Genomic DNA, 19,395 nt, shown 5'->3' with positions numbered 1-19,395 from the left:
GGTCAGCGGACCTCGCCGTGCAGGAACCAGCGGGACTGCTTGCGGTCGTAGAAAACCCAGACGATCTCGCCGTTGACGGTCTCGACCAGGTGGTATTCACGGTCCGTATCCCGGTGCCACCAGCCGCCCTCGAACAGAAACGGGCCGGCTGTTCTGGCAATCGCACCATCGATAAAGGCCCTGAGAAGATTCCGGGAAAGTTCCCGTCCGGGCAGGACCGGGAGCGCGACCGGCTTGTCGTAAATCCGGCGAATCAGGGCCGGATCAGCTTCGGGCAAATCCTTCGGCAGGGGTAAGGCCTGGAGCGGTTCCAGCGAGTATCGGCCGTCCGGCAAATGGCCGTCGCGGAGCACCACGCGAGAGACGGCATTTTCTCCGTATTCGGCCCGGAGCCTCGCAAAGGCCCGCGCCGCCGCCCGGAGGTCGCGGCGTGGGTTCTCATTGAACAGCCGGAGCTGTTCCTGCTCGGCTGGTGTACCAATGGCGGTCAGTTCCAGTTCCCGGACCGGCGCCTGGAGCGGCGTCCGTTCCAGTGTCAGGCGCACGAGATCGAGGATCGCTACGCTGTCCAGCGTCGGGAATGCCGGACGGACTGCTTCACGCCAAGTCAGCTTTCGCTCAAGGGCGAACCGGACCCTCAGTTCACTAAGGGCCTGATACCGGGCCGCAAGTTCCGAGAGCAGCGGATGAAGCTGGCGGCGGATAAAGAACAGAAGCCGGGTTGAGTCGGTCTCCGGGTGATCGAGAAGGAGCAACGACCGGGGAGCTTCCACGGGCGATTCCGGCGCGAGCGGCTTCCAGGCTTCGCCGGTCGCCATGCGGTGAAACCGCTGTGCTTCGGGACCAAATCGTTCGAGTAAGCCCGTCGGCGGGAGCCCTAGAAAGTCCCTGACGGTCACAACACCCAGCTTTGCCAGGTGCGAGAGAAGCTTTGGGGCGAGACCAAGCCGGTCGAGCTGCGCCGAACCCGCGACTGCCGTTTCGTCTTTGAGTGACGGAAACACCGTGACACCGGGGCGCGTCTTGGCGGCTGCATAACTCCCGAACCGGCTGAAACCGACGGCGACGTTCGACCGAAACCCCTTGGCCCTCAGCGTATCCAGAATGGACCATGCCCATTTGGGAAGCGACGGCGTGACCGGCTCAAGACCGGTGGCGTTCAGCCAGAGGATTCCCGGTTCGTCATCTGAGGGCTCCACTTCCGGACTGAACCGGCGCAGCTCGCCGCCGACCAGTTTCACAGCCGTCTCGATCTCCGGCCTGCCGACCGGCCCGGCGCGAAGCTCCCTCGACTGCGACAACCCCGCCGCATACCGCATCCCCGGAATGATCCGGTTGCGCCGTGCGCTTTCATTCACGGCAAGAATGAACGCCTGCGGCTTGTCCGACTCAACCACCGCCACCGGCAGTTTGTGCCAGTCAGGATGGGCGCGTACGAGGATCTGGAGCGGAAGCTCCGGCAGGTTCACGCACGCCCAGCGGGTTTCAGAGTCCGGCTGGTCCACGGCAGTCTGTCTCCCGAACCCATCCCGGCCCGCGCCGCTTGTCCTTCACCGCCTCAAGCTCGCACCGGTATCGCCGGCGCCCGGCGGCAATCCGCCGCGTCTCCGCCCGAAGGCTCACGAGCGATCCAAGCGGCCTTGGCCGCGCCGTCACGAACACCACTGCCGTGTCGTGCGTCTGGGCAAGCCCAACGAGCCGGGACTGGAGCGGCATGGGGACATCGGCCTCTTTGGGCAGATCAATCACGACCACGCCGAACGCCCCGGACTGGAGCAGCCGTTCCGCCGCCCGCGGAATATCGCGTGAATTCCGAAGCCGGACGACGGCGAGCGAGTTCAGGTCAATGCCGCCAGCTACCGCGTCAGGGGCGAAGAAGATCGAACTGGCGGTTCCAACCCAGGCGGCCGGATCGCCCGCCTTCTGGGAATCCCGAATCAGCCGGAAGGCCATCGTGAGGGCCGCGACCCCGGAGAGTTCCACAAGCCGCCCGGCCGTTTCGGCCCGGTCCCAGACCCCTCCGGTTGTTTTAATCAGGCCGCCGCGTGTAACCACACCGGGCGGCAGAACGGCCAGCAGTTCCTGGGCGGAAAGACCCATATACCACCTCACTTACCGATACCGTAAATAAACCGAAAGCATCGGACAGGTCAATCCCGCACCCGCCCCATCTTAGAACGGGGGTGTGTCAGGTAGCGGCACAGTTCCCGGAAGTGGCTGAAACTGCTAAGGTTTTGAGAACCTATGTGCGGCCGTTTTACCAGCAATGCAGACGATCTGACCTGGGAGGAATACTCTGATCTCCTCGGTTTTGACCTGAGCCACAAGGTCGCGCCCCGCTACAACATCGCGCCGTCGCAGCCGGTCGAGATCGTCCGGGTGTCGCCGTCGAGTGGCAAGACTGAGCTGGTCCCGGTGAAGTGGGGGCTCGTTCCGTCGTGGGCGAAAGATCCGGCCATCGGGAACCGGATGATTAACGCCCGAGCGGAGACGGCGCACGAGAAGCCGTCGTTCCGGTCGGCGTTCAAACACCGGCGTTGCCTGATCCCCGCGACCGGCTTCTACGAATGGCAGGCGAGAGGCAAGGGACCGAAACAGCCCTATCACATCACGATGAAAGCGGGCGGGCTGTTCTCGATGGCCGGCCTCTGGGAACACTGGCAGGCCCCGGACGGCAGCGAACTCGAAACCTGCACGATCCTCACAACCGAGCCGAATGACCTCATGGCCCCGATCCACAACCGGATGCCGGTGATACTGCCGCCGTCCGAAGCCAGGAAGTGGATTGATCCGAAAACCAAGGCGGATGATCTGAAACCGATACTGGTGCCGCTATCGGCGGACATGATGCAAGCATTACCGGTTAGCCGTATCGTCAACGACCCGAAGAATGATAAGCCAGAGTGCGTAGAGCCCATCAGACCGAAATGAATAACCGGCGATCTTCTCCAGGCAGCAAATGTTTTCTGACGGATACCACGAAAGGTTAAACCATGAACCATAAAAACGGCCTAAAGGATTCGCGGGCGGAACTTGAGCTATTTATCAAGGAGCAGGACCACCCGGAGAAAATCAACGCGGCGTTGCGCGATGCGTTTGGCACCCTTTCCAAATTACTTCCGGACGCAATGACCGTTCCGGACGTTGCTGTCGCGCTCACGAGGTCGGTCATCCTCGGGCCGCTGGAGACCAGGACCGGGCTGCTCAAAGCGGGAGCCGAACTGGGCGAACTGAAGGGCCAGCTCATTCTGGCCGTCATCCGGATCCTCAATGGGAAGGGGACGCTGGTGTCGCACATGGAGGAAATCGAGCGGGAGGTCATTCGGATGGCGCTGAATAGCGCCCGAAGTAAGGGTGACGCGGCAAAACTGCTCGGTATCCCCCAGAGCACACTGTCAACCAAACTCCGGCGGTTCGGGTTGAAGGAGTAATGCTCGCTCTTTGGCCACGTCGGCCGAGATATATTTCAATAGTAATTACCATATGTTACGTAACTCATCGCACTTCGATGGACGCTCACCCCAAAATAAATACTTGACCTAGACGCCTATCGTCATTATCCTCACTTCTGTAACGTGAGGATGGTGATGTGTGAATTTTAGAATATTAGACATCGTCGAGGATCCAATTCTGGCTGGCGCGGGTTTTGGACGGCAGTCGCTCGGAAAATTGTTAGAACGGGTCGAAGAGCCCGCGAAGCCCGAAGTGTGCTTTCTCGACTTCGCGGGAATCCAAGTCGCAACCGCAAGCTACCTCCGGGAGTCCGTTGTTGGTTTCAGAGATTTTGTTCGGAATCGAAGGTCTCAGCTTTATCCGGTGGTCGCGAATGCTTCGCAACGAATTGTTGAAGAACTTGAAGATCTTCTGACGGCGAAGGGCGACGTCATATTGTCCTGCAATCGAACGACCAGCGGTGAAGTCTCAAATGTAAAGTTACTCGGGAAGCTCGACCCCAAACAGGAGCTTACTTTTAAGTTGGTCAGTCAATACGGCGAAACTGATGCCAGTACTCTAATGAACGATCCGCGCAACGGTGAACAGAGAGAAGACATCAAACAGACCGCGTGGAACAATCGCCTATCTTCATTGGTATCCAAGGCGCTCATAATGGAAATCTCAAATGGACGGTCAAAACGGTATCGGCCGCTTCTGTCGGAGGGCGCATAATCGTGGGCGTCGATTTTCTCCGAAACAAGACTAGATCGTTTGCGAAATCCTGGGACCGCGCGCGGCTTCGACTCGGAACTCCCGATCTGTTTTCCATTCAGCCCGAACATCAGCCGACGACAGTCGTCGCCGATCTAACGGTGAAGAATATCCCGTCGAAACTCGACAACGTGCTTGTACGAGCGAATCCAGATCATATTGGTATCTACGTTGGCAATGAAGAAATTGGCCAACTCGTCGAACCATCTCAAGAAATTTTAGAGGCGATACGCGCGGGATGCGGAATCGCGCAAGGTCACGTTGAACAAATAAACCCCCTCAGCCGAACGGTTGAAATAGCGATACGATGAGAACTTATAATGGCTAAGCAACGGCGTCTTATAAATTCCACGGCAGATCTCTGGCATGACTCCGAAAAAAATCCAATGTACTTGGGATGCGTGAAATGTTCCGAGCGTTCGGTGTGCGGCGGTTTGAACCTAGAACGAGCTATGCTCGACTGTCTCGAACTATGTTGTGGTAAGCCTGAAAAATGCGACTCGGTATGTCTAAAGAATCCTCATTTTGTGGATAGAGTTCGTGAAGTGGGAGGTTTCGAATTTGACAACGTGCCACGATCACGCCGCCTAGCCTATCCTAACCTCCCGCCAGTGGTTCCACTTATCTATCACAATAGCGGGCGTAGGGAGAAATTCGATAAGGACTTTATCGCGTTATCGCTATATCAAGTAGTGGCCAGGATTTCGGGAAAATCACGAATTAATGATCGGGCCGATCTTTGCGACTATTTTGGAATACAACACGACGCGAAGATCCTTTTAACTGGGACCCACAAAGACGCGCCACTCGAACGGTGGTGGGGATTTGGAGATAATCGCCAGTCGATTCTAAAAGAACTGAAAGCGCTCAAGGTCGATATAGTTACAACACCAAACTTCAGCCTCTTTACTGATCGTCCACGGTGGGACGACATGCACAGCATGAAGCGTATCGCACTTGTATGGCAGGAATTCTTGAACGTCGGTATACCAGCAGCGCTTCATGTTAACGCGCGCACTGACCATGATTGGTCACGATGGACTTCTTTTATATCCGATCGTGACGAAGTCGATCATCTATGCTTCGAATTCGGTACTGGTGGCGGCTTCCCGACTCGCATACAATGGCACATAGACCACTTGCGACGAATGGGCGACACCGTGAAGCGTCCGTTGACGCTAATCGTTCGTGGCGGCACGGATGCGTTAAGCGAACTCAAACGATCCTTTCACCAAATCTGTGTGATAGATACGTCTGCATTCGTAAAAACGATCAAGCGACAACAAGCCACAATCGAACAGTCCGGCGCACTTCGGTGGAAAAGCGTTCCAACCGAAAAGGGCTCTCCGCTAGATGGCATGTTCCGCCATAATTTTTCAGCAATGGAGCGTCATTTGGGAGCAGCCATTCAAGGCCGTTGAACCAACTGCGAACATCAAGTCGGCGAACAATCAATTGACGCTAGGAATCCAGATATTGGAGGTTTTTGCGCTAATCTGGCACTCTTAAGAGATGGTCCGGCGTCATTGATCTGAAGCGAATAGTTACCAGTCCGAAATCTTAGATTTCCCTGGTGGTTTGCTAAACCAAGCCAGAGTTGTCGAAATCCAAATCCATGGCCCGTCTCAGGTCCATACCGGGACGTTCCTGTTTCCAATGCGAGTCTCAACGCTTCGCCATGATCTACAAGATCTTGATAGACCGGGCATGTCCTAAGGCTTGCAAGGATTCCGATGCCAAGATCTCGAACTACAAATGAAAAATGCCGTTCTATGCGTTGATACGCAATCAGACCTGACGCCGACTTTCCTGAATGGGCATAGATATTATCTTCTAGTTCTCTAATTGCACCGATTAGTTCTTTAGCCGTCTGACGCGAAAATCCCGCTCGAACGGCGCAATGCTCAGCATCCAGAAGAAACGATGTCCGGTAAACGTCGCTCTCATCCACCGCACCATTTTTATTCGAAATGATGAAGCCTATGTCCTTTGTGTCGCCACAATTCCAGTATCGATCATTGGATAAAAGATTGGCGCGAAATACGGTCAGGCCGCTAAACTGTATCCGATCATCAGCAATCTTTTCGTAGCCAGCGCATGAGCGAATCATCGATTGGTACTCAATCCACGGCCCGATTTCATTTACTATTATTTCAAGTTTTTCGCCATCCGCAATTCGCCCGTTAGAAAACGCGTGGCCTAGGTCGTCAACTGTTTGAAAATCAAGTTCCCGTGCGATCATGCGTTCCGAGTGTCCGATTTAAGCAATTCGATAAATATTTCTGCTCAATACAAATGAGCGCATCAAACCATTAGTTAGGCAAGTATACGTGAAGAATTCTTTCTACGGAAATCACTGAAACGAGCTGCTAGCGCTTTGAGGGCGGTATAGTGAGGCGTCAACGATACATTCTGGAATGTCCCAGTGGCGTCACCCACAAAATTCCGGAAAAATGGCTATTTTATTTCCCTGGGTAGTTGCCGCATCTTGTTCTCATGAAACGCGCGGCAAGAACAATTCGCGCCCTCCGGATGGTCCTGAAATCCGGTTTGCAGGACCGATCCCGCTTTCCCTGGACAGATCGTTCGCAATGAATCGGATGGAACCCGTACGCCAGGCGGCTGGCAGGTCGCTCATTCAAGCCCTTGCAGGGCATCTTCCAATGAATCGCGTACGCACTCGGCGATGAACAGTTCGAACCGTTCCGTTCCGGCGTTGTGAGCCGCTTCCAGCAGATCGTAATATTCACCGCGCCGTTCGATGGGCAGGCAGGCAGGCGGATATCCACTCCGCATCAGAAACAGATTCATGAGTAGCCGGGCTGTTCGCCCGTTGCCATCTGCAAAGGGATGGATGGCGACAAACCGGTAATGGGCTCTGGCGGCGATTCTTATCGGGTGATCGCCTTCGGAACTGATGCCGGTAACGTAATCAGACATCAGCGCCGGGACTTTGGCTGCATTCGGGAAAACATGTTTTGAACCGGCGACTCTGACTCCGACCGTCCTGTATCGACCGGCGTCGTCCGACTGGATGCCAGTCAGGATGATCCGGTGAAGATCCAGTATCTCCCGTTCCGTGACCGGGGAGCGCGACCCGGCGAGACGGTACAATAGCCCCATCGCCTCCCGGTGGTTCGTAGCTTCAAGAATTTCACGAAGCGGTTTACCGCTGATCGTGATTCCGTCGAGAAGTACGGCTTTCGTCTCGCCGAGGGTGAGGGTATTTCCTTCGATCGCGTTCGAATTGTAGGTGTGAATGACATCCCAATGCTGCCGGAGTTTCGCCAGCGCATCCGGGGCAAGGGGGAGCAAGGCCTGCCACCGCTTCAGAAGCGCGTCGGCCTGATCCAGGACGGTTTTGAGCGGGTCTCCCATTCGGCTGGAGTATGCCGTATCCCCCAGCCTTTCCGCCAGAGGTTCACCACCCCCTTTTCGCCATCACCGCTTGAAACTCCCCCTTCGCTGCTTCGAAGGACTCCCCCCGTTCCAAAGCATTCCAGAAGACTTTCGTGGCCTCGGTCAGCACCACAAGCAGAGTGGTGACGGCGGCTTCGATCTCGGTATTTTGACCACTATCCAGACCACCTCCAGCCTGAATATCGCTGGATGTCGGTGGATTGACATATTTGTAACCGTCTGAAATTGCTGATTCGACGGATTCCGCCGGACAGTCGTGGAGGCTGTTTCCGAGCCTCTGACTCTGCTTGTGGTGGTTCGAATCCATCATCGGGAACCATAAAATACGAGTAAATCCGGATAGTTAGATTGCTCATAGGGATGCTGGTTCCAGTCGTGTCCTGTCCCCGGTCATACTCCCGCTGAGGCGACTGCTTTAGCGTGCTTGGCTGGCGCGGATAGCCGGGGAGGGGGATCTCATCATGTCCGACAGGTGGCTGACCCCGATGGACGCCATATTCCTTTATGGCGAGACACGGGAGGTGATGATGCACGTCGCCTCGCTGCTTATCTTTACTCCGCCGAAAGACGCACGGCCCGATTTTCTCCGCTCCCTGCTGGATGAGTTGCGGGGAAGCCGCGAAATATACCCGCCCTGGAATCTCCGGCTCAGGACGCCGGAGTTTCTTGCCAATCCACTTCATTCCTGGGTGGAAGAGCCTGATATAGACATCGACTATCACGTCCGGCGGTCGGCGCTTCCCGCGCCGGGCGACGAGCGCGAACTGGGTACACTCGTTTCGCGGCTCCACAGTCACGCGATGGATTTCCACCACCCTCTGTGGGAGGTGCACCTGATCGAAGGGCTCGAAGGCGGCCGGTTCGCCATGTATTTCAAGGTCCATCATTCGCTGGTGGACGGGTTCACCGGCTCCCGGATACTGGCCCGCAGTCTCTCGAACGATCCGGACGACCGGACGCGCCCGATGTTCTTCTCCATCCCGCCGCCGGAGGGAGCGGGCTCGCCAGCGGACTCCGGCGACGATGCGATCGCCGCCTTCCGGGCGGGTTTCCAGAAGCAGCTCGAATCGGCCCGTCAGGTGGGACGGGAGTTGAGGGATATCGTCACAGGCCACAAGCCGCACGGCGTGACGCCATACGAGGCGCCCATGTCGATCCTGAACGGACGGGTTTCGCGCAACCGCCGGTTTGCCACCCAGCAGTACCAGCTCGAACGGGTAAAAACGCTGGCGCGGCGTGCCGGCTGCACGCTGAACGATCTTGTTCTGGCGCTCTCGTCGGCAAGCCTGAGGCGCTTTCTCATGGAACTCGGAGCGCTTCCCGCCGATCCGCTCATCGCCATGATCCCTGTCAATGTCCGCCCCAAGGACGATCCCGGCGGGGGCAATGCAGTTGGATCCATCCTCGCCTCGCTGGCGACCCACATCGCCGATCCGGTGGAACGGCTGAAGGTGATTCGTGAATCAGCCTGCCAGGCAAAGGAACAGCTTCACGGCATGAGCCGCGAGGCGATTATCCAGTTCAGTGCACTGCAGATGCTCCCCTTTGCGTTTCAGCATGTGACCGGGATGAGCGGGCGGATGCGTCCGCCTTTCAACGTGGTAATCTCCAACGTGGCGGGGCCAAAGGAGACGCTCTATTTCCGGGGCGCGAGGCTGGACGCCTGTTATCCCGTGTCGATTCCCACTCATGGGCAGGCGATCAATATCACCTGCCAGAGCTATGCCGGCACACTCAATTTCGGTTTTACCGGCTGCCGGGACACGCTCCCGCGCATGCAGAGGGTGGCCGTCTATACTGGCGAGGCTCTCAATGAACTGGAACAGGCAGTGGGGTAGGGCAGGGCGGCTACCGGGCTGGCACCGGATTCCCTATGCTGCCGGAAAAGGAGCCCCTTGCCCCCGGTGGTCTCTCCGGCTACGCATGGAGTCCCGCGCCATCTCCTTCGGGGGCTGACGCAGCAGCAAGCGGCCATTTGCCCCCATCGTCTAGCGGCCCAGGACGTCGCCCTCTCACGGCGAAAACACCGGTTCGATTCCGGTTGGGGGCGCCACTATCAGCCGGGCATTTCCCTTGTCCGCCAGTACATCACCAGAAGTCCGGCAATTCCCGCCAGTGAAATCAGGATCCCAACCCTGACCGATGCGGGCTGGTAGACGAATTCCACCGAATGTTCCCCTGCTGGAACCCAGGCTGCCATCTGGAAGCCGTTGGCTGCAATCAGGCCTGACTCGTGGCCGCCTACGGTTACGGTCCATCCCGGGTACCAGTTTTCAGCGAGGATGACCGGGCCCTCGGTTTCACGATGAACCACGAATGTGCGGCGCTCGGGGGACCAGTGGCGAACGGTTACTGATGCATTCCCGGCTGGTGCTGCCGCCGAAACTGGAGAGGCTGCCCGGCCATCAATCAGGACTCCCAGATACTCTGTCTGTGGGGTATCAGAGCCCAGCGAGTGCAGGCGCTCTCGCAGGATATCTGCATCGGAAATGGTTTCCCAGTTTGAGGGTACCCGTACCCGCCGCATCATGCTGGAAGGATGGCAGAGCCGAACGGACTCGGCTGCCGGCTGCTCGCACGTCCAGTGCCCTGAAAACCGCTGCTCCGCATGGCCTACGGCCGCTCCCACCCCCATAATCAGCTGGAAGGCGGCCGGGTCCATGACTTTTTCCGCTTCCAGGTAGCGGGTTGGCCAGAACGAACCGTAGCCGCCAAGTGTCGCATGGGGTGTCAGCAGGGCTAGATTCAGAAACGATGTTTCCCACTGGTGGCGAGCCAGCTCCGCCGGAGGCAGGATGATTTTCGGACGTTGAAAGGCGAATATCGCACGGGGCAGCGGAAGCTCGTCTTTGAAAGCGTGGTCAAGTGGCGCAATTGCCAGCGGTGGCGCATCAAATGCTTCAAGAGGTACCGTTTTGAGCGCCGGGACCGACAAGACAACTATTTCAGCAGCGATGGCTGTCGCAAGAAGTCCTGCCCTGAGACGCATGCTGATTTTGGTCGCGAGCAGCGCTCCGGTGGCAATGCCAGTGATCATTAGCACCCACCATCCGGTTGAGCGCATATGATTCGTGTATATCGCATGCTCACCGCTCTGCAGCAGGAGGCCGGCTGCTCCAGGCATGAAGGCGGTTGCGAGCGCGGTGGAGACAATCGCGCCAGCTGTTGCCATGACTGTTTTTCGCGGGACATCTGAGCGGGTCATCCAGGCGTCTGCTGCAATCGCGGCCAGCGTGACAAGGGATATGATGGCTGGCAGCATGAACCTTTCCGGATAGCGGAACTGGTTCCAACCAGGAATCATGAGACGGGCCAGCGGAAAGAGTCCGCCCGGCTCGCCCAGCGACATCAGCAGGGAAACTCCAGCCCCTCCCCATAACCACCATAGCTGGCGGCGTTCCCGTGTGAGCAACGCAGCCATTGGAAGGAGCAGCAGCGCGCAGAGCCCTGGATTGAGCCGCTGGAAGTAGGTGGCAGCTCCGGCGAAGGGGACTGGTCCAGTAACGGCGTGTGTGAATGCAATGGGAGTTCCCCCATCAAATCTGGGATCAAACAGGCCGGGGAGGAACCACTCGGCAAACCGTAATGGCCGCCATGACCAGGTATAGGCATAGAAGCCCTTGAGATGGTCGACCCGGTCCGACTGGCCGGAAATCTCAAGAGCCGGAAGTATCACTGCTGCGCTGGCAAGGCCGGCGAGCAACATCGCCAGCACAAACCTGCGGGAATGGGAACTGCGGATTCCGTGGCTTTTTATGAAGACGGCCACTGACAACAGTCCGAAGAGCGAGGCGAGCTGCACGTCGCCGCTCGTCACCATCAGGACTGTCCACACAACGATCCAGATGACGCTCCGGCTGGACGGCTTCTTCCGGAAATGGACCAGCGAGGCGGCGGCCCACCCAAGTACGGAAAACCCATACAAAAACTGCAAGCCCCAATGAAGCGACAGGCCGGGGCCACCACAGGAGATGACTGCCGAAAAAACAAAAGCGATCCATGGCCGGATATGGAGCGCTCTCAGCAGGCGAAAGAAGCCGGCATGGGCGATCAGGTAGTGAACGCCAATCAGGCATCCGAGCGCATGGACCGGGTGCAGGCGTGCAAAGAAGAGGTACAGCCACTGGCCGGGAAACCAGACACTCTGTACCGGATCACCCCAGAACGGAATGCCGCCAAACATCCGGTCATTCCACAGCGGTATCTCTCCGGCAAGGATGCGGCCGAACATCCACGCCCGGGTCGGAACGTACTGGGTGAGTATGTCGCGGAAGTAGGTGGCCTCATGGCCGGCATAAATACCCGCGAAAAGGATAACGTTAAGGGCGGCTATGGCGGCCGCCCACGGCATCCAGGGTGGGGTCCGCCGGGAAAGTGGTTTGGGTTCGTCATCCATCAGGAATGTCGGTTCAGACTGACTGGCCTTGCCGGAGGGCTTCAAGTGCAGGGCTTGTTCCTTCTCGGAATTCGTGCCTTGTGCGGCTACTGTTGGTGGCATGAAAGCACTCCGGACGCCCGACGAACGTTTCACGGACCTCCCCGGATATCCGTTCAAGCCCAACTACGTATTCGTGGATGATACTGATAATGGCCCGCTTCGCATGCACTACGTGGATGAAGGCCCGCGGGATGCCGCGCCCGTTCTGATGCTGCATGGTGAGCCGTCCTGGTCCTATCTTTACCGGAAGATGCTCCCGGTGTTCGTGGAAGCGGGATACCGGGCCATTGCACCGGACCTGATCGGCTTCGGCCGGTCGGACAAGCCCACGAAGCAAGGGGATTACACCCATGCCCGGCATGTGGAATGGACAGGCAAACTCGTCCGGCAGCTGGATCTCCGGAATATCACGCTTGTTTGCCAGGACTGGGGCGGCCTGATCGGCCTCCGGCTGATTACGGAGGAAGGCGCGAGATTCGGGCGCGTGGTTGCCGCCAATACGATCCTGCCGGGTTTTCCCATGAATGCGCCGGAACTGAAAGGCGTGTTCGGCATGGGAAGGTTCATCAAAACCATTGCCGCGTTTGGAGCGTGGTACGCCTTTTCACAACTCAATCCTTCCTGGAAGGCAGGTACTGTGGTCGGACTTGGTGTAGCCCGGAAGATGCTGCCCGAGATTCGCGCCGCATATGATGCGCCATTTCCTTCCAGCGCCTACATGGCCGGAGCACGGGTGTTTCCAAGGCTCGTCCCGAAAGACCGGCTGGCAAACCGCAAGACATGGGAGCAGCTGATGCGATGGGAGAAACCCTTTTTATGCGCGTTCAGCGACAAGGATCCGATCATGCGCGAGATGGCAGGCATTATCCCGGCCCTCATCCCCGGCGCGAAGGGCCAGCCGCACACCACAATCCGGGGTGCCGGCCATTTCCTCCAGGAAGACAACGGAGAAGAACTGGCTGGTGTGATTGTTGAATTCCTGCGCCGGAGATAGCCTCAGGGACCGGTTTCAGCTTTTGGGAGCAGCGGTTCCCGGTGTCATCAAACCGGCCACCGCTGCTTCAGCCACGGGAGCAGGGCATCTTCGCACAGTTTCTGGCGCGCATTCCCGCGGCTTTGTCCTTCCGACCCAACCGGGAACAGGTAATGGTCCGCCCACTCCATCGTCGTGAAAGTCTTGTCAGTGGCAGGAATGAGACCGTATGCGGCGCGGCATTCTCGCTCATATATCTCCGTGTCAGCATCGGCATAGACCATGTGGGTTGGAATCCGGATCGATGGTGCGGTGAGTTCCAGCGCCGCGCGTGATTCGAGTCCAGACCACGTAGAAAGCCATCCGCGTGCGCTCATTACGCGTGAGAGCCCCTCGCCATAGTTTCCGGCGATGGGATCCCGTCCTCCCTGGGCGAAAAGGGAACCGATGGGACGGCGATTCGGATCTATGGCCGGGTCCAGATACCGCGGGTCGGCCAGGGTCCGGTAGATGACAAGATAGCGACGCTGGAGCCCGTGACGGCTGGCCATCAGCATTTCGGCGGGCGTGAGCCGTGCCGGATCTTTCAATCTTGCCCGGTAGTAAAGTGACTCGGCGCTCCATTCCTTGCAGAGCCGGTCGATTCGTTCGCATCGCTGGCGCTGGGCTGCGCGATACTCGGCCAGAAAGTCGGGTGAGTATTTCGAGGGACCTTCGTGCATGGGCCGGTAGCCATTCTTTGGATTGTACATGTCAAGCCGCGGGTTGCAGGCGGTGGGACTGGTTTCGTCCACTACGGAGGGGTCCAGCCGGTCCATGAGGAAGCGGCCTTCGCCGGGATGGGCGGCAAGGATGATGAACCCGTCCACGGGGGGGAGCTCCACTTCCCGGAGCGGCACCTTGTCACCCGACGGGCCGCTATCGAACCGCTGATCGGGTGGAAGCCCCGACTGCTGGATGTAAAAGGCAAAGAGCGATCCGCCACCAGAGTTTCCCGCCAGGATGATCTTCTTGAAGCCCCGGTCTTTCAGGAACCGGATCGAGCCTGCCACGTCGATCAGCAGCCGTTCGTGCAGGGCGTCAGCATCATTGTTGAGATGACGCGAATTCGCACCAAGGAACGCGTATCCGCCATTCACAAGGCCCGGCGCAAGATAGTGCCGGGAGAAGTCGCCTCTGGGGTGCATGGCCAGTACGGCCACTTCCGGTGTGTTTTTGGCGGGCAAATGCAGCAGGCCGTTGAGCGGAAATCCGTCCGGCGCATGAAACCGGACCGGTTCAATACGGACTGACGGATCGATGTCAACGTAGTGGGCGTGAACGTGAAACGGCTTGAACTTCATGATGATGGTTCCTTCCGGAGTGTGTGGCTCTGGGTCAGGTCCCGAGCGATGCCTTGGGAAGCCGGACAGCGGCGTCAGCCTCTGGAGTTACGTGTAGAGGGCGGGAGCAGTCGAAACTAATGATTTCCCAGTTGAGCATCTGGTCTTTTTTCCAGTTCTTGCGGGTGAACTCCCGTACCATTTCGGGAATGCCGTGGTGGACTCCCTGGGGCGAGAGGGACATGCGTCCCTTGGGAATCGGAACTCCCATGAATTCTCCGCCGTGGTTGAAAATCACCTCGTCGAAGTCGACGTTCCGGTGATACCAGGGAACCCTCTCGGCGTCACGAATGCCTTCGGCAGGCCGGGGCAGGAAGTTGATGACGTAGACACCTGCCGCCTGGAAATTGCAGTGGACCGATGGCGGCAGATGCACCCGGTCGCTCAGGATCGGGCAGAAGTCACGGATGTTCATGGCGAAAGGGAAAAGATCGCCCTTCCATCCCACGACGTCGAACGGATGGAACGGGTAGGTGCAAGATGTATACCGGCCATCAAGCTTGATGCGTACCTCGTGCTCGCCCGGCTGGTCGAATGCCTGTGGTTCCGGAATGCGGATTACTGTGGGATCGAACGGAGCGTGGCGGCCAAGGGCCCCAAAGTCGGGGAAGTCGATCTCGCCCACGGTTTCCAGAATGACGAAGTAGTTGTCCGCATTTGCCGGAACTACCCGGTAGGTGACGCCTTTTGGAATCAGCACATAGTCCCCCGGTCCGTAGGTGAGGGGGCCGAATTCGGTTTCAACTGTTCCTTCGCCGCGGTGGACGAAATGAAGCTCATCGCCATCGGCATTCCGGAAAAAATAGGGCATCGGTGCTGCCCGGCGGCTCAGATGTATTGACAGGTCGGCATTGAACATCAGCTTGAGCGGACGGCCGTTCGGGTCATTCTGGTCAGGTGGAACCAGCCGGTTCAGGCTGAAATCGCGGGGACGATGCGGACCCTCTATCCGGCTCCAGGCTGTCGGATCGTTACGGCGGTAGAGTTCTGCCACCTTCCCGGAAAACCCCTGGCGGCCGAGTTCGTCATCCTTAAGACCATCCAGGCCCACATGGGCCTGCCGGGGCGTCTGTCCCTTCTGAAGTTGCAGCCAGGAACGCATGATTGGGTGTCCTCCATCGCTCTCCACATTCGGAGCGGCGACTTTCCTGTATAGCGCCAATTTTTAAGAGACTAAATAGTTTCTTTCGGCAAGCCTTCACTCAACGAGAATCGTAATGCTCACCGGCCACAGGGGAAATTTGCGGTTCCGGATATGTACAGACCCTTCTCCGGGCCGGGCAGCCCGGACCGTACCGGGCGAGACACTGATGCCCGGCATTGGATGCGAGATTTCTGATACGCTGATCCGGGTGTCGGGATCGTGAAGTAGCGGCATCCGGTCGCCGGTGTTGAGAATGCCGTCGAAGGTGAAACTGGCCAGTTCACCGGCCTTCAGGTTCATTTGCGTAGGTGTGACCACAAACCGTTCCATATTCAGCGGACCGGGTCTGGTATCTTTCAGCGGGAGCAGAAGCCACTGCTCTGCCCGTTCATCGGTAAGGCCCTCGAATGAAAGGTGAATACTCAGCCAGTCTTCATCACTATACCTCCCGTCCGGCGGCGGCAGTATGACGGACCCCTCGCGGGGAGGGTGTGGAAACTGGGCAGCAATGACCGGCGGAGGAACCGTTAGCGTGAACGGGAGCAGATGGATAAGAGTACCAGGACACTGATTCCGGACTGTATCGGGAGCTTCAGGGTCGGCCCCAGCGCACGTTCCACCAATGATCTGGACGGTGCCGATGCCTTCGGCCGGGAAGAGCGGGGCGATGATCTGCCGCTCGTTGACGATCAGGGCGAGGTCGGTCCGTACGGTCATCTTGAGGCCGGTACCATCAGCCAGTTCGCGGACCGTGACCCGGGGATAGTCCACCCGGAGATCGCCACGCGTCAGTGGAAGAAGTCCCACCGATGAAAATGCCCCATCCGTCCGGAGCCGGAGGGCGAGAAGCTGGTGCGGACGGATGCTGGTGTCGAGTGCGCGACTGTGGGCTTTCAGGTCCACCGAGCCGGACTGTCTCTTGCCTGGATCAAAACCCTTGAGCTCCACGCTGCCGCTGGCCGCCACCGGTGTCCTGGAAAGATGAATCCGGTAGCTGAAGGGGCGGGGCCTGAAGTCGGCCTGCACATGGCCGGGATACCACCGGCCCGAGAGGGTGAGCCCGGCTAGCAGTTCGTTCTCACCGGGATCGAATACCTCCGCATCCAGTTCCATGATGGGTTCGTTCGGATGGCTGATCAGGCGATGCAGGCTCCAGTGGCCGTCGCCCCGGAACAGCCAGCCGTCCCGACGGGTAAAAAGACGCTCGCCGTACGGTCCGGTAGCAGCCAGGTGATCCAGGTCGAGCACGATCCAGTCTAAGTAGGCGGGGGTGCCGGTTGGCCAGCGGGAACTATCGTTTGTATCTGCTGCTGTATTTATGGGCGGAATACGGAAACTGAAACTGGCGGGATTCCCGGTAGCATTATCTATCTGCGCTTCGACGATAGGGCTCCCGTCCCATCTGTTTGGGAACTGTTCGACTGGTTGCTCCAGCCGGGGGTGCTCGATGAGCGGGCCGGACCACCGGTGCAGGCGAGTGGGGCCGCTCCCCGTGGCAGCGTTTGCCGTCATTCTCCCGAATTTCGCCCGGAACGAAACGCCTTCTTCCGGCCAGCAGGGAGCACCATCACCGGAAAGTTCCATCACGCCGTCACGGATGCCGCCATTAACACGGAACACTCCCTCACAAAGGTCGTTGCGGACGTGGATTTCCGCCCCGATGCTGTGGCGGCTCACCTTGCCTGTAATCCGGTGCCGGTAACCATCGGTGGGTACGGTTTCGAGTGTACCGCTCAGTTCACCGTCCGGTGACATCACCAGGTCGGCAATGGCATCGCCGGTATCGCCGCTTACCTGCACAAAACCGGTCCATACACCGGTAAGGGGAGCAGGCCGTCCCATTATCCAAGTATCAAACCACTCCCCGCAGCCAGCGAGGGTGATGGCGGCCAGTACGAATGTCAGTGCCCGCTTCCGCATCCTGCAGCAGGGAATAGCACGAGGTGCTTTTCAAACGCCATTTTGATTGTCATCATATGTATGACGGGTTAAGTCCGTCCTCGAAAAGGCGGGTATTTACGTGACACCGAGACGGCCCAGAACAGCCTCACGAAAACGCGGGCGGAAACCTGTGGACGAGCGCAAGGATTTCCTAATCCAGACCCGTGTGCCCGAAGGGCTCGACAACGTGCTCAAGGAAGAGGCCCGTCGCCGCCGGGTGACGGTCTCGCAGCTCATCCGGAATGTCCTGCATGACAGTTTTGAGCTGGTCGATAACGTCGTGGCGAATGTCGATCATATCGTCAACCAGTCGCAGTTGCTTGCGCGGAATGTGGCCCGGGACGCCCAGCGGGTGGCCGCCAGCGCCTCCGGCCAGGATGTCCTCCGGCCGCCTCCGGCGCCTGCTCCGGCAGCAGCTTCGCTGCTTGCCGGCGTTTATGGCTGGCAGAAGCTGATCATGAATCGCACCGAAACTTGTGCTGTCTGCGGGGGGGAGATGGAGCGCGGGACCGAAGGACTCCGGGGCCAAAGCGACAACGCTTCAGCCCTGGCAGTCTGGATTCATCCGGATTGCCTGAAAAAGGTTCCGGAATAGGGCAAGATTTTCCTCAGACCCGCACCGCTTCGGCTTCTACCGTTTCCGGCTTGTCAGGGAAGCTGAGCTGCCAGACGCGCTGGAAGACCTTGCCAAGCGTGTTTGGCCATGTGCCGGTCCTGTAGCTGATGCCGTATTCTTCGCAGATCTGGCGGATTTCCGGGGCGACTTCCCGAAGCCGGTTCGTGGGGAATTTCGGGAACAGATGGTGTTCGATCTGCCGGTCCAGGGCGCCGCACAGCATGGAGAGGGGAAGCGGAACCTCAAAATTGTTGGCACCTTCCACCTGCATGGCATACCACTCGCCGCGGTTTCGCGCCTTGGTACCTTCTGGGTAGTCCTTGACGTCCTCGCCCACATGTCCGCACCAGATGGTCGCCGCCGTGTAGAGATCGCGGAGGATTTCAGCAGCCACGTTGCCGGCGAGCACTTTCAGGAATCCTGGGCCAGCCAGTGCCGGGAAAAACACATAGTTTCTGAAGTAGTAGGGGCCCCACTTGCGGAAAGTCTTCCAGTGGGCGAGCGCGATGGTCTTCCATGACCTGTCCTTCAGCGTGTCCATGCCACCCCGCCCGTTGCTGCTGTATACATCCAGCAGTCCGGTGAAATGCGGGTTCATGGCAAAACCGAAGTTGCTCGCCACGGCCAGCGCGATCGGCACCTGAAAGTAATTCACCGTGCGGTGAGGCGTCTGGGCATTGAGACGAACCGGTCCGAAATGGATGTCCGGATCCTTGCCAGCGATATTGGTGAACTGGTGGTGTCGGATGTTGTGCCCATAGCGCCAGGACTCTTCGTCGATCGGAACGTCCCAGTCGAAGGTTTCCGACTGGAACTTGTCTGCGCCGGGCAGGCCGTCGAATGCTCCGTGCAAGGCGGTGTGGCCGATTTCGGTCGCCTGAAGCTGTCGACCGATCCACAGTGCAATGACTCCCGCCGTCCATGAAACGGGCCCAACGCTGAAGTGGAGCAGGGCGCGTCCGGTGATTGTCATGGCACGGGAGAAGTTGTCCACCTTGGTGATATAGTCGACGTCATCCTTGCCGATCTGTTCCTCGACGCGGCGCCGGATTTTGTCCACCGCCTCGCCGAACCGGCGAAACCGTTCCTCGTCCGTGAGCCGGGCGGCCGGTTCTTCCGAACGGACTGGAGGCTTGGCAGCCTGCGTGGCGGCATTTCGTTTGGCCGAGCGGGGAATGGGCACCGGCGGGTGGGTAGCAGGAGTTTCGATGATTTCGGTGGTGGCGGTAGTCATGATTTGTTTTCCTTCTGGACTTGCTTCTCCGCGACCTTGAC

18 protein-coding genes and 1 tRNA gene are annotated in these 19,395 nt (G+C 58.6%); 9 read left to right on the top strand and 10 right to left on the bottom strand.

Going from position 1 to position 19,395, the window contains the following annotated elements:
- Nucleotides 1-2 precede the first annotated feature (2 nt).
- The gene (locus tag KIT79_11740; protein ID MCW5829973.1) at nt 3-1,505 is read right to left on the bottom strand and encodes a DNA polymerase Y family protein; all 1,503 of its coding nucleotides are present in this window, start codon (nt 1,503-1,505) and stop codon (nt 3-5) included.
- Nucleotides 1,486-2,100 (bottom strand): recombinase A, encoded by a 615-nt coding sequence (locus tag KIT79_11735; GenBank protein ID MCW5829972.1) that lies wholly within the window; start codon nt 2,098-2,100, stop codon nt 1,486-1,488. Before KIT79_11735 ends, KIT79_11740 begins: the two co-directional genes overlap by 20 nt.
- Before the next feature lie 144 nt (nt 2,101-2,244).
- Here KIT79_11735 and KIT79_11730 point away from each other — a divergent pair, with 144 nt between their 5' ends.
- The 5 genes from KIT79_11730 to KIT79_11710 all read left to right on the top strand — a co-directional run bounded on the left by KIT79_11730 (nt 2,245) and on the right by KIT79_11710 (nt 5,627).
- Nucleotides 2,245-2,931, top strand: a complete 687-nt coding sequence (locus KIT79_11730) for an SOS response-associated peptidase (GenBank protein MCW5829971.1) — start codon at nt 2,245-2,247, stop codon at nt 2,929-2,931.
- 62 nt (nt 2,932-2,993) lie between these two features.
- Nucleotides 2,994-3,431 (top strand): helix-turn-helix domain-containing protein, encoded by a 438-nt coding sequence (locus KIT79_11725; protein ID MCW5829970.1) that lies wholly within the window; start codon nt 2,994-2,996, stop codon nt 3,429-3,431.
- Between the two features lie 160 nt (nt 3,432-3,591).
- Nucleotides 3,592-4,167: a hypothetical protein gene (locus tag KIT79_11720; protein ID MCW5829969.1), complete on the top strand. Its 576-nt coding sequence runs from the start codon at nt 3,592-3,594 to the stop codon at nt 4,165-4,167.
- 2 nt (nt 4,168-4,169) lie between these two features.
- The gene (locus KIT79_11715) at nt 4,170-4,517 is read left to right on the top strand and encodes a hypothetical protein (protein ID MCW5829968.1); all 348 of its coding nucleotides are present in this window, start codon (nt 4,170-4,172) and stop codon (nt 4,515-4,517) included.
- Between the two features lie 141 nt (nt 4,518-4,658).
- The gene (locus KIT79_11710; protein MCW5829967.1) at nt 4,659-5,627 is read left to right on the top strand and encodes a DUF4417 domain-containing protein; all 969 of its coding nucleotides are present in this window, start codon (nt 4,659-4,661) and stop codon (nt 5,625-5,627) included.
- A gap of 14 nt (nt 5,628-5,641) precedes the next feature.
- On the opposite strand, the gene KIT79_11705 is transcribed toward KIT79_11710, so the two are convergent.
- The 3 genes from KIT79_11705 to KIT79_11695 form a co-directional block, all read right to left on the bottom strand.
- On the bottom strand, nt 5,642-6,448 hold the full coding sequence (locus KIT79_11705) for a hypothetical protein (GenBank protein MCW5829966.1): 807 nt from the start codon (nt 6,446-6,448) through the stop codon (nt 5,642-5,644).
- Nucleotides 6,449-6,840: 392 nt separating this feature from the next.
- Nucleotides 6,841-7,584 carry a Fic family protein gene (locus tag KIT79_11700; protein ID MCW5829965.1) on the bottom strand — a complete coding sequence of 248 codons (744 nt, stop codon included), beginning with the start codon at nt 7,582-7,584 and terminating at the stop codon, nt 6,841-6,843.
- A gap of 43 nt (nt 7,585-7,627) precedes the next feature.
- A complete protein-coding gene (locus tag KIT79_11695; GenBank protein ID MCW5829964.1) occupies nt 7,628-7,936 on the bottom strand; it encodes a hypothetical protein in 309 nt (102 codons plus the stop codon).
- A gap of 151 nt (nt 7,937-8,087) precedes the next feature.
- Here KIT79_11695 and KIT79_11690 point away from each other — a divergent pair, with 151 nt between their 5' ends.
- Both KIT79_11690 and KIT79_11685 read left to right on the top strand, forming a co-directional pair.
- A complete protein-coding gene (locus KIT79_11690) occupies nt 8,088-9,464 on the top strand; it encodes a wax ester/triacylglycerol synthase family O-acyltransferase (protein ID MCW5829963.1) in 1,377 nt (458 codons plus the stop codon).
- Between the two features lie 139 nt (nt 9,465-9,603).
- Nucleotides 9,604-9,679 (top strand) — tRNA-Glu (locus KIT79_11685).
- A gap of 3 nt (nt 9,680-9,682) precedes the next feature.
- Here KIT79_11685 and KIT79_11680 read toward each other — a convergent pair.
- Nucleotides 9,683-12,124: a hypothetical protein gene (locus KIT79_11680; protein MCW5829962.1), complete on the bottom strand. Its 2,442-nt coding sequence runs from the start codon at nt 12,122-12,124 to the stop codon at nt 9,683-9,685.
- Between KIT79_11680 and KIT79_11675 the strand changes: the two genes are divergently transcribed.
- A complete protein-coding gene (locus KIT79_11675) occupies nt 12,123-13,058 on the top strand; it encodes a haloalkane dehalogenase (protein ID MCW5829961.1) in 936 nt (311 codons plus the stop codon). The two genes, KIT79_11680 and KIT79_11675, sit on opposite strands and share 2 nt — an antisense overlap.
- 47 nt (nt 13,059-13,105) lie before the next feature.
- Here the strand turns inward: KIT79_11675 and KIT79_11670 are convergent, their stop codons facing one another.
- From KIT79_11670 to KIT79_11660, 3 genes are all read right to left on the bottom strand, one after another.
- Nucleotides 13,106-14,380: a hypothetical protein gene (locus tag KIT79_11670; protein ID MCW5829960.1), complete on the bottom strand. Its 1,275-nt coding sequence runs from the start codon at nt 14,378-14,380 to the stop codon at nt 13,106-13,108.
- 34 nt (nt 14,381-14,414) lie between these two features.
- Nucleotides 14,415-15,521: a homogentisate 1,2-dioxygenase gene (locus KIT79_11665; GenBank protein ID MCW5829959.1), complete on the bottom strand. Its 1,107-nt coding sequence runs from the start codon at nt 15,519-15,521 to the stop codon at nt 14,415-14,417.
- A gap of 96 nt (nt 15,522-15,617) precedes the next feature.
- Nucleotides 15,618-17,483, bottom strand: a complete 1,866-nt coding sequence (locus KIT79_11660; protein MCW5829958.1) for a hypothetical protein — start codon at nt 17,481-17,483, stop codon at nt 15,618-15,620.
- 151 nt (nt 17,484-17,634) lie between these two features.
- On the opposite strand from KIT79_11660, the gene KIT79_11655 reads away from it, so the two are divergent.
- Nucleotides 17,635-18,099 (top strand): hypothetical protein, encoded by a 465-nt coding sequence (locus tag KIT79_11655; protein ID MCW5829957.1) that lies wholly within the window; start codon nt 17,635-17,637, stop codon nt 18,097-18,099.
- Nucleotides 18,100-18,112: 13 nt separating this feature from the next.
- On the opposite strand, the gene KIT79_11650 is transcribed toward KIT79_11655, so the two are convergent.
- Nucleotides 18,113-19,354, bottom strand: coding sequence for an acyl-CoA desaturase (locus KIT79_11650; protein ID MCW5829956.1), 1,242 nt, complete (start codon nt 19,352-19,354; stop codon nt 18,113-18,115).
- Nucleotides 19,355-19,395 lie beyond the last annotated feature (41 nt).

This window comes from Deltaproteobacteria bacterium, assembly GCA_026129095.1.
GTDB lineage: Bacteria > JAGRBM01 > JAGRBM01 > JAGRBM01 > JAHCIT01 > JAHCIT01.
The sequence above is the reverse complement of the archived record's forward strand: the minus strand, read 5'-3'. Positions and strand labels throughout refer to the sequence as shown.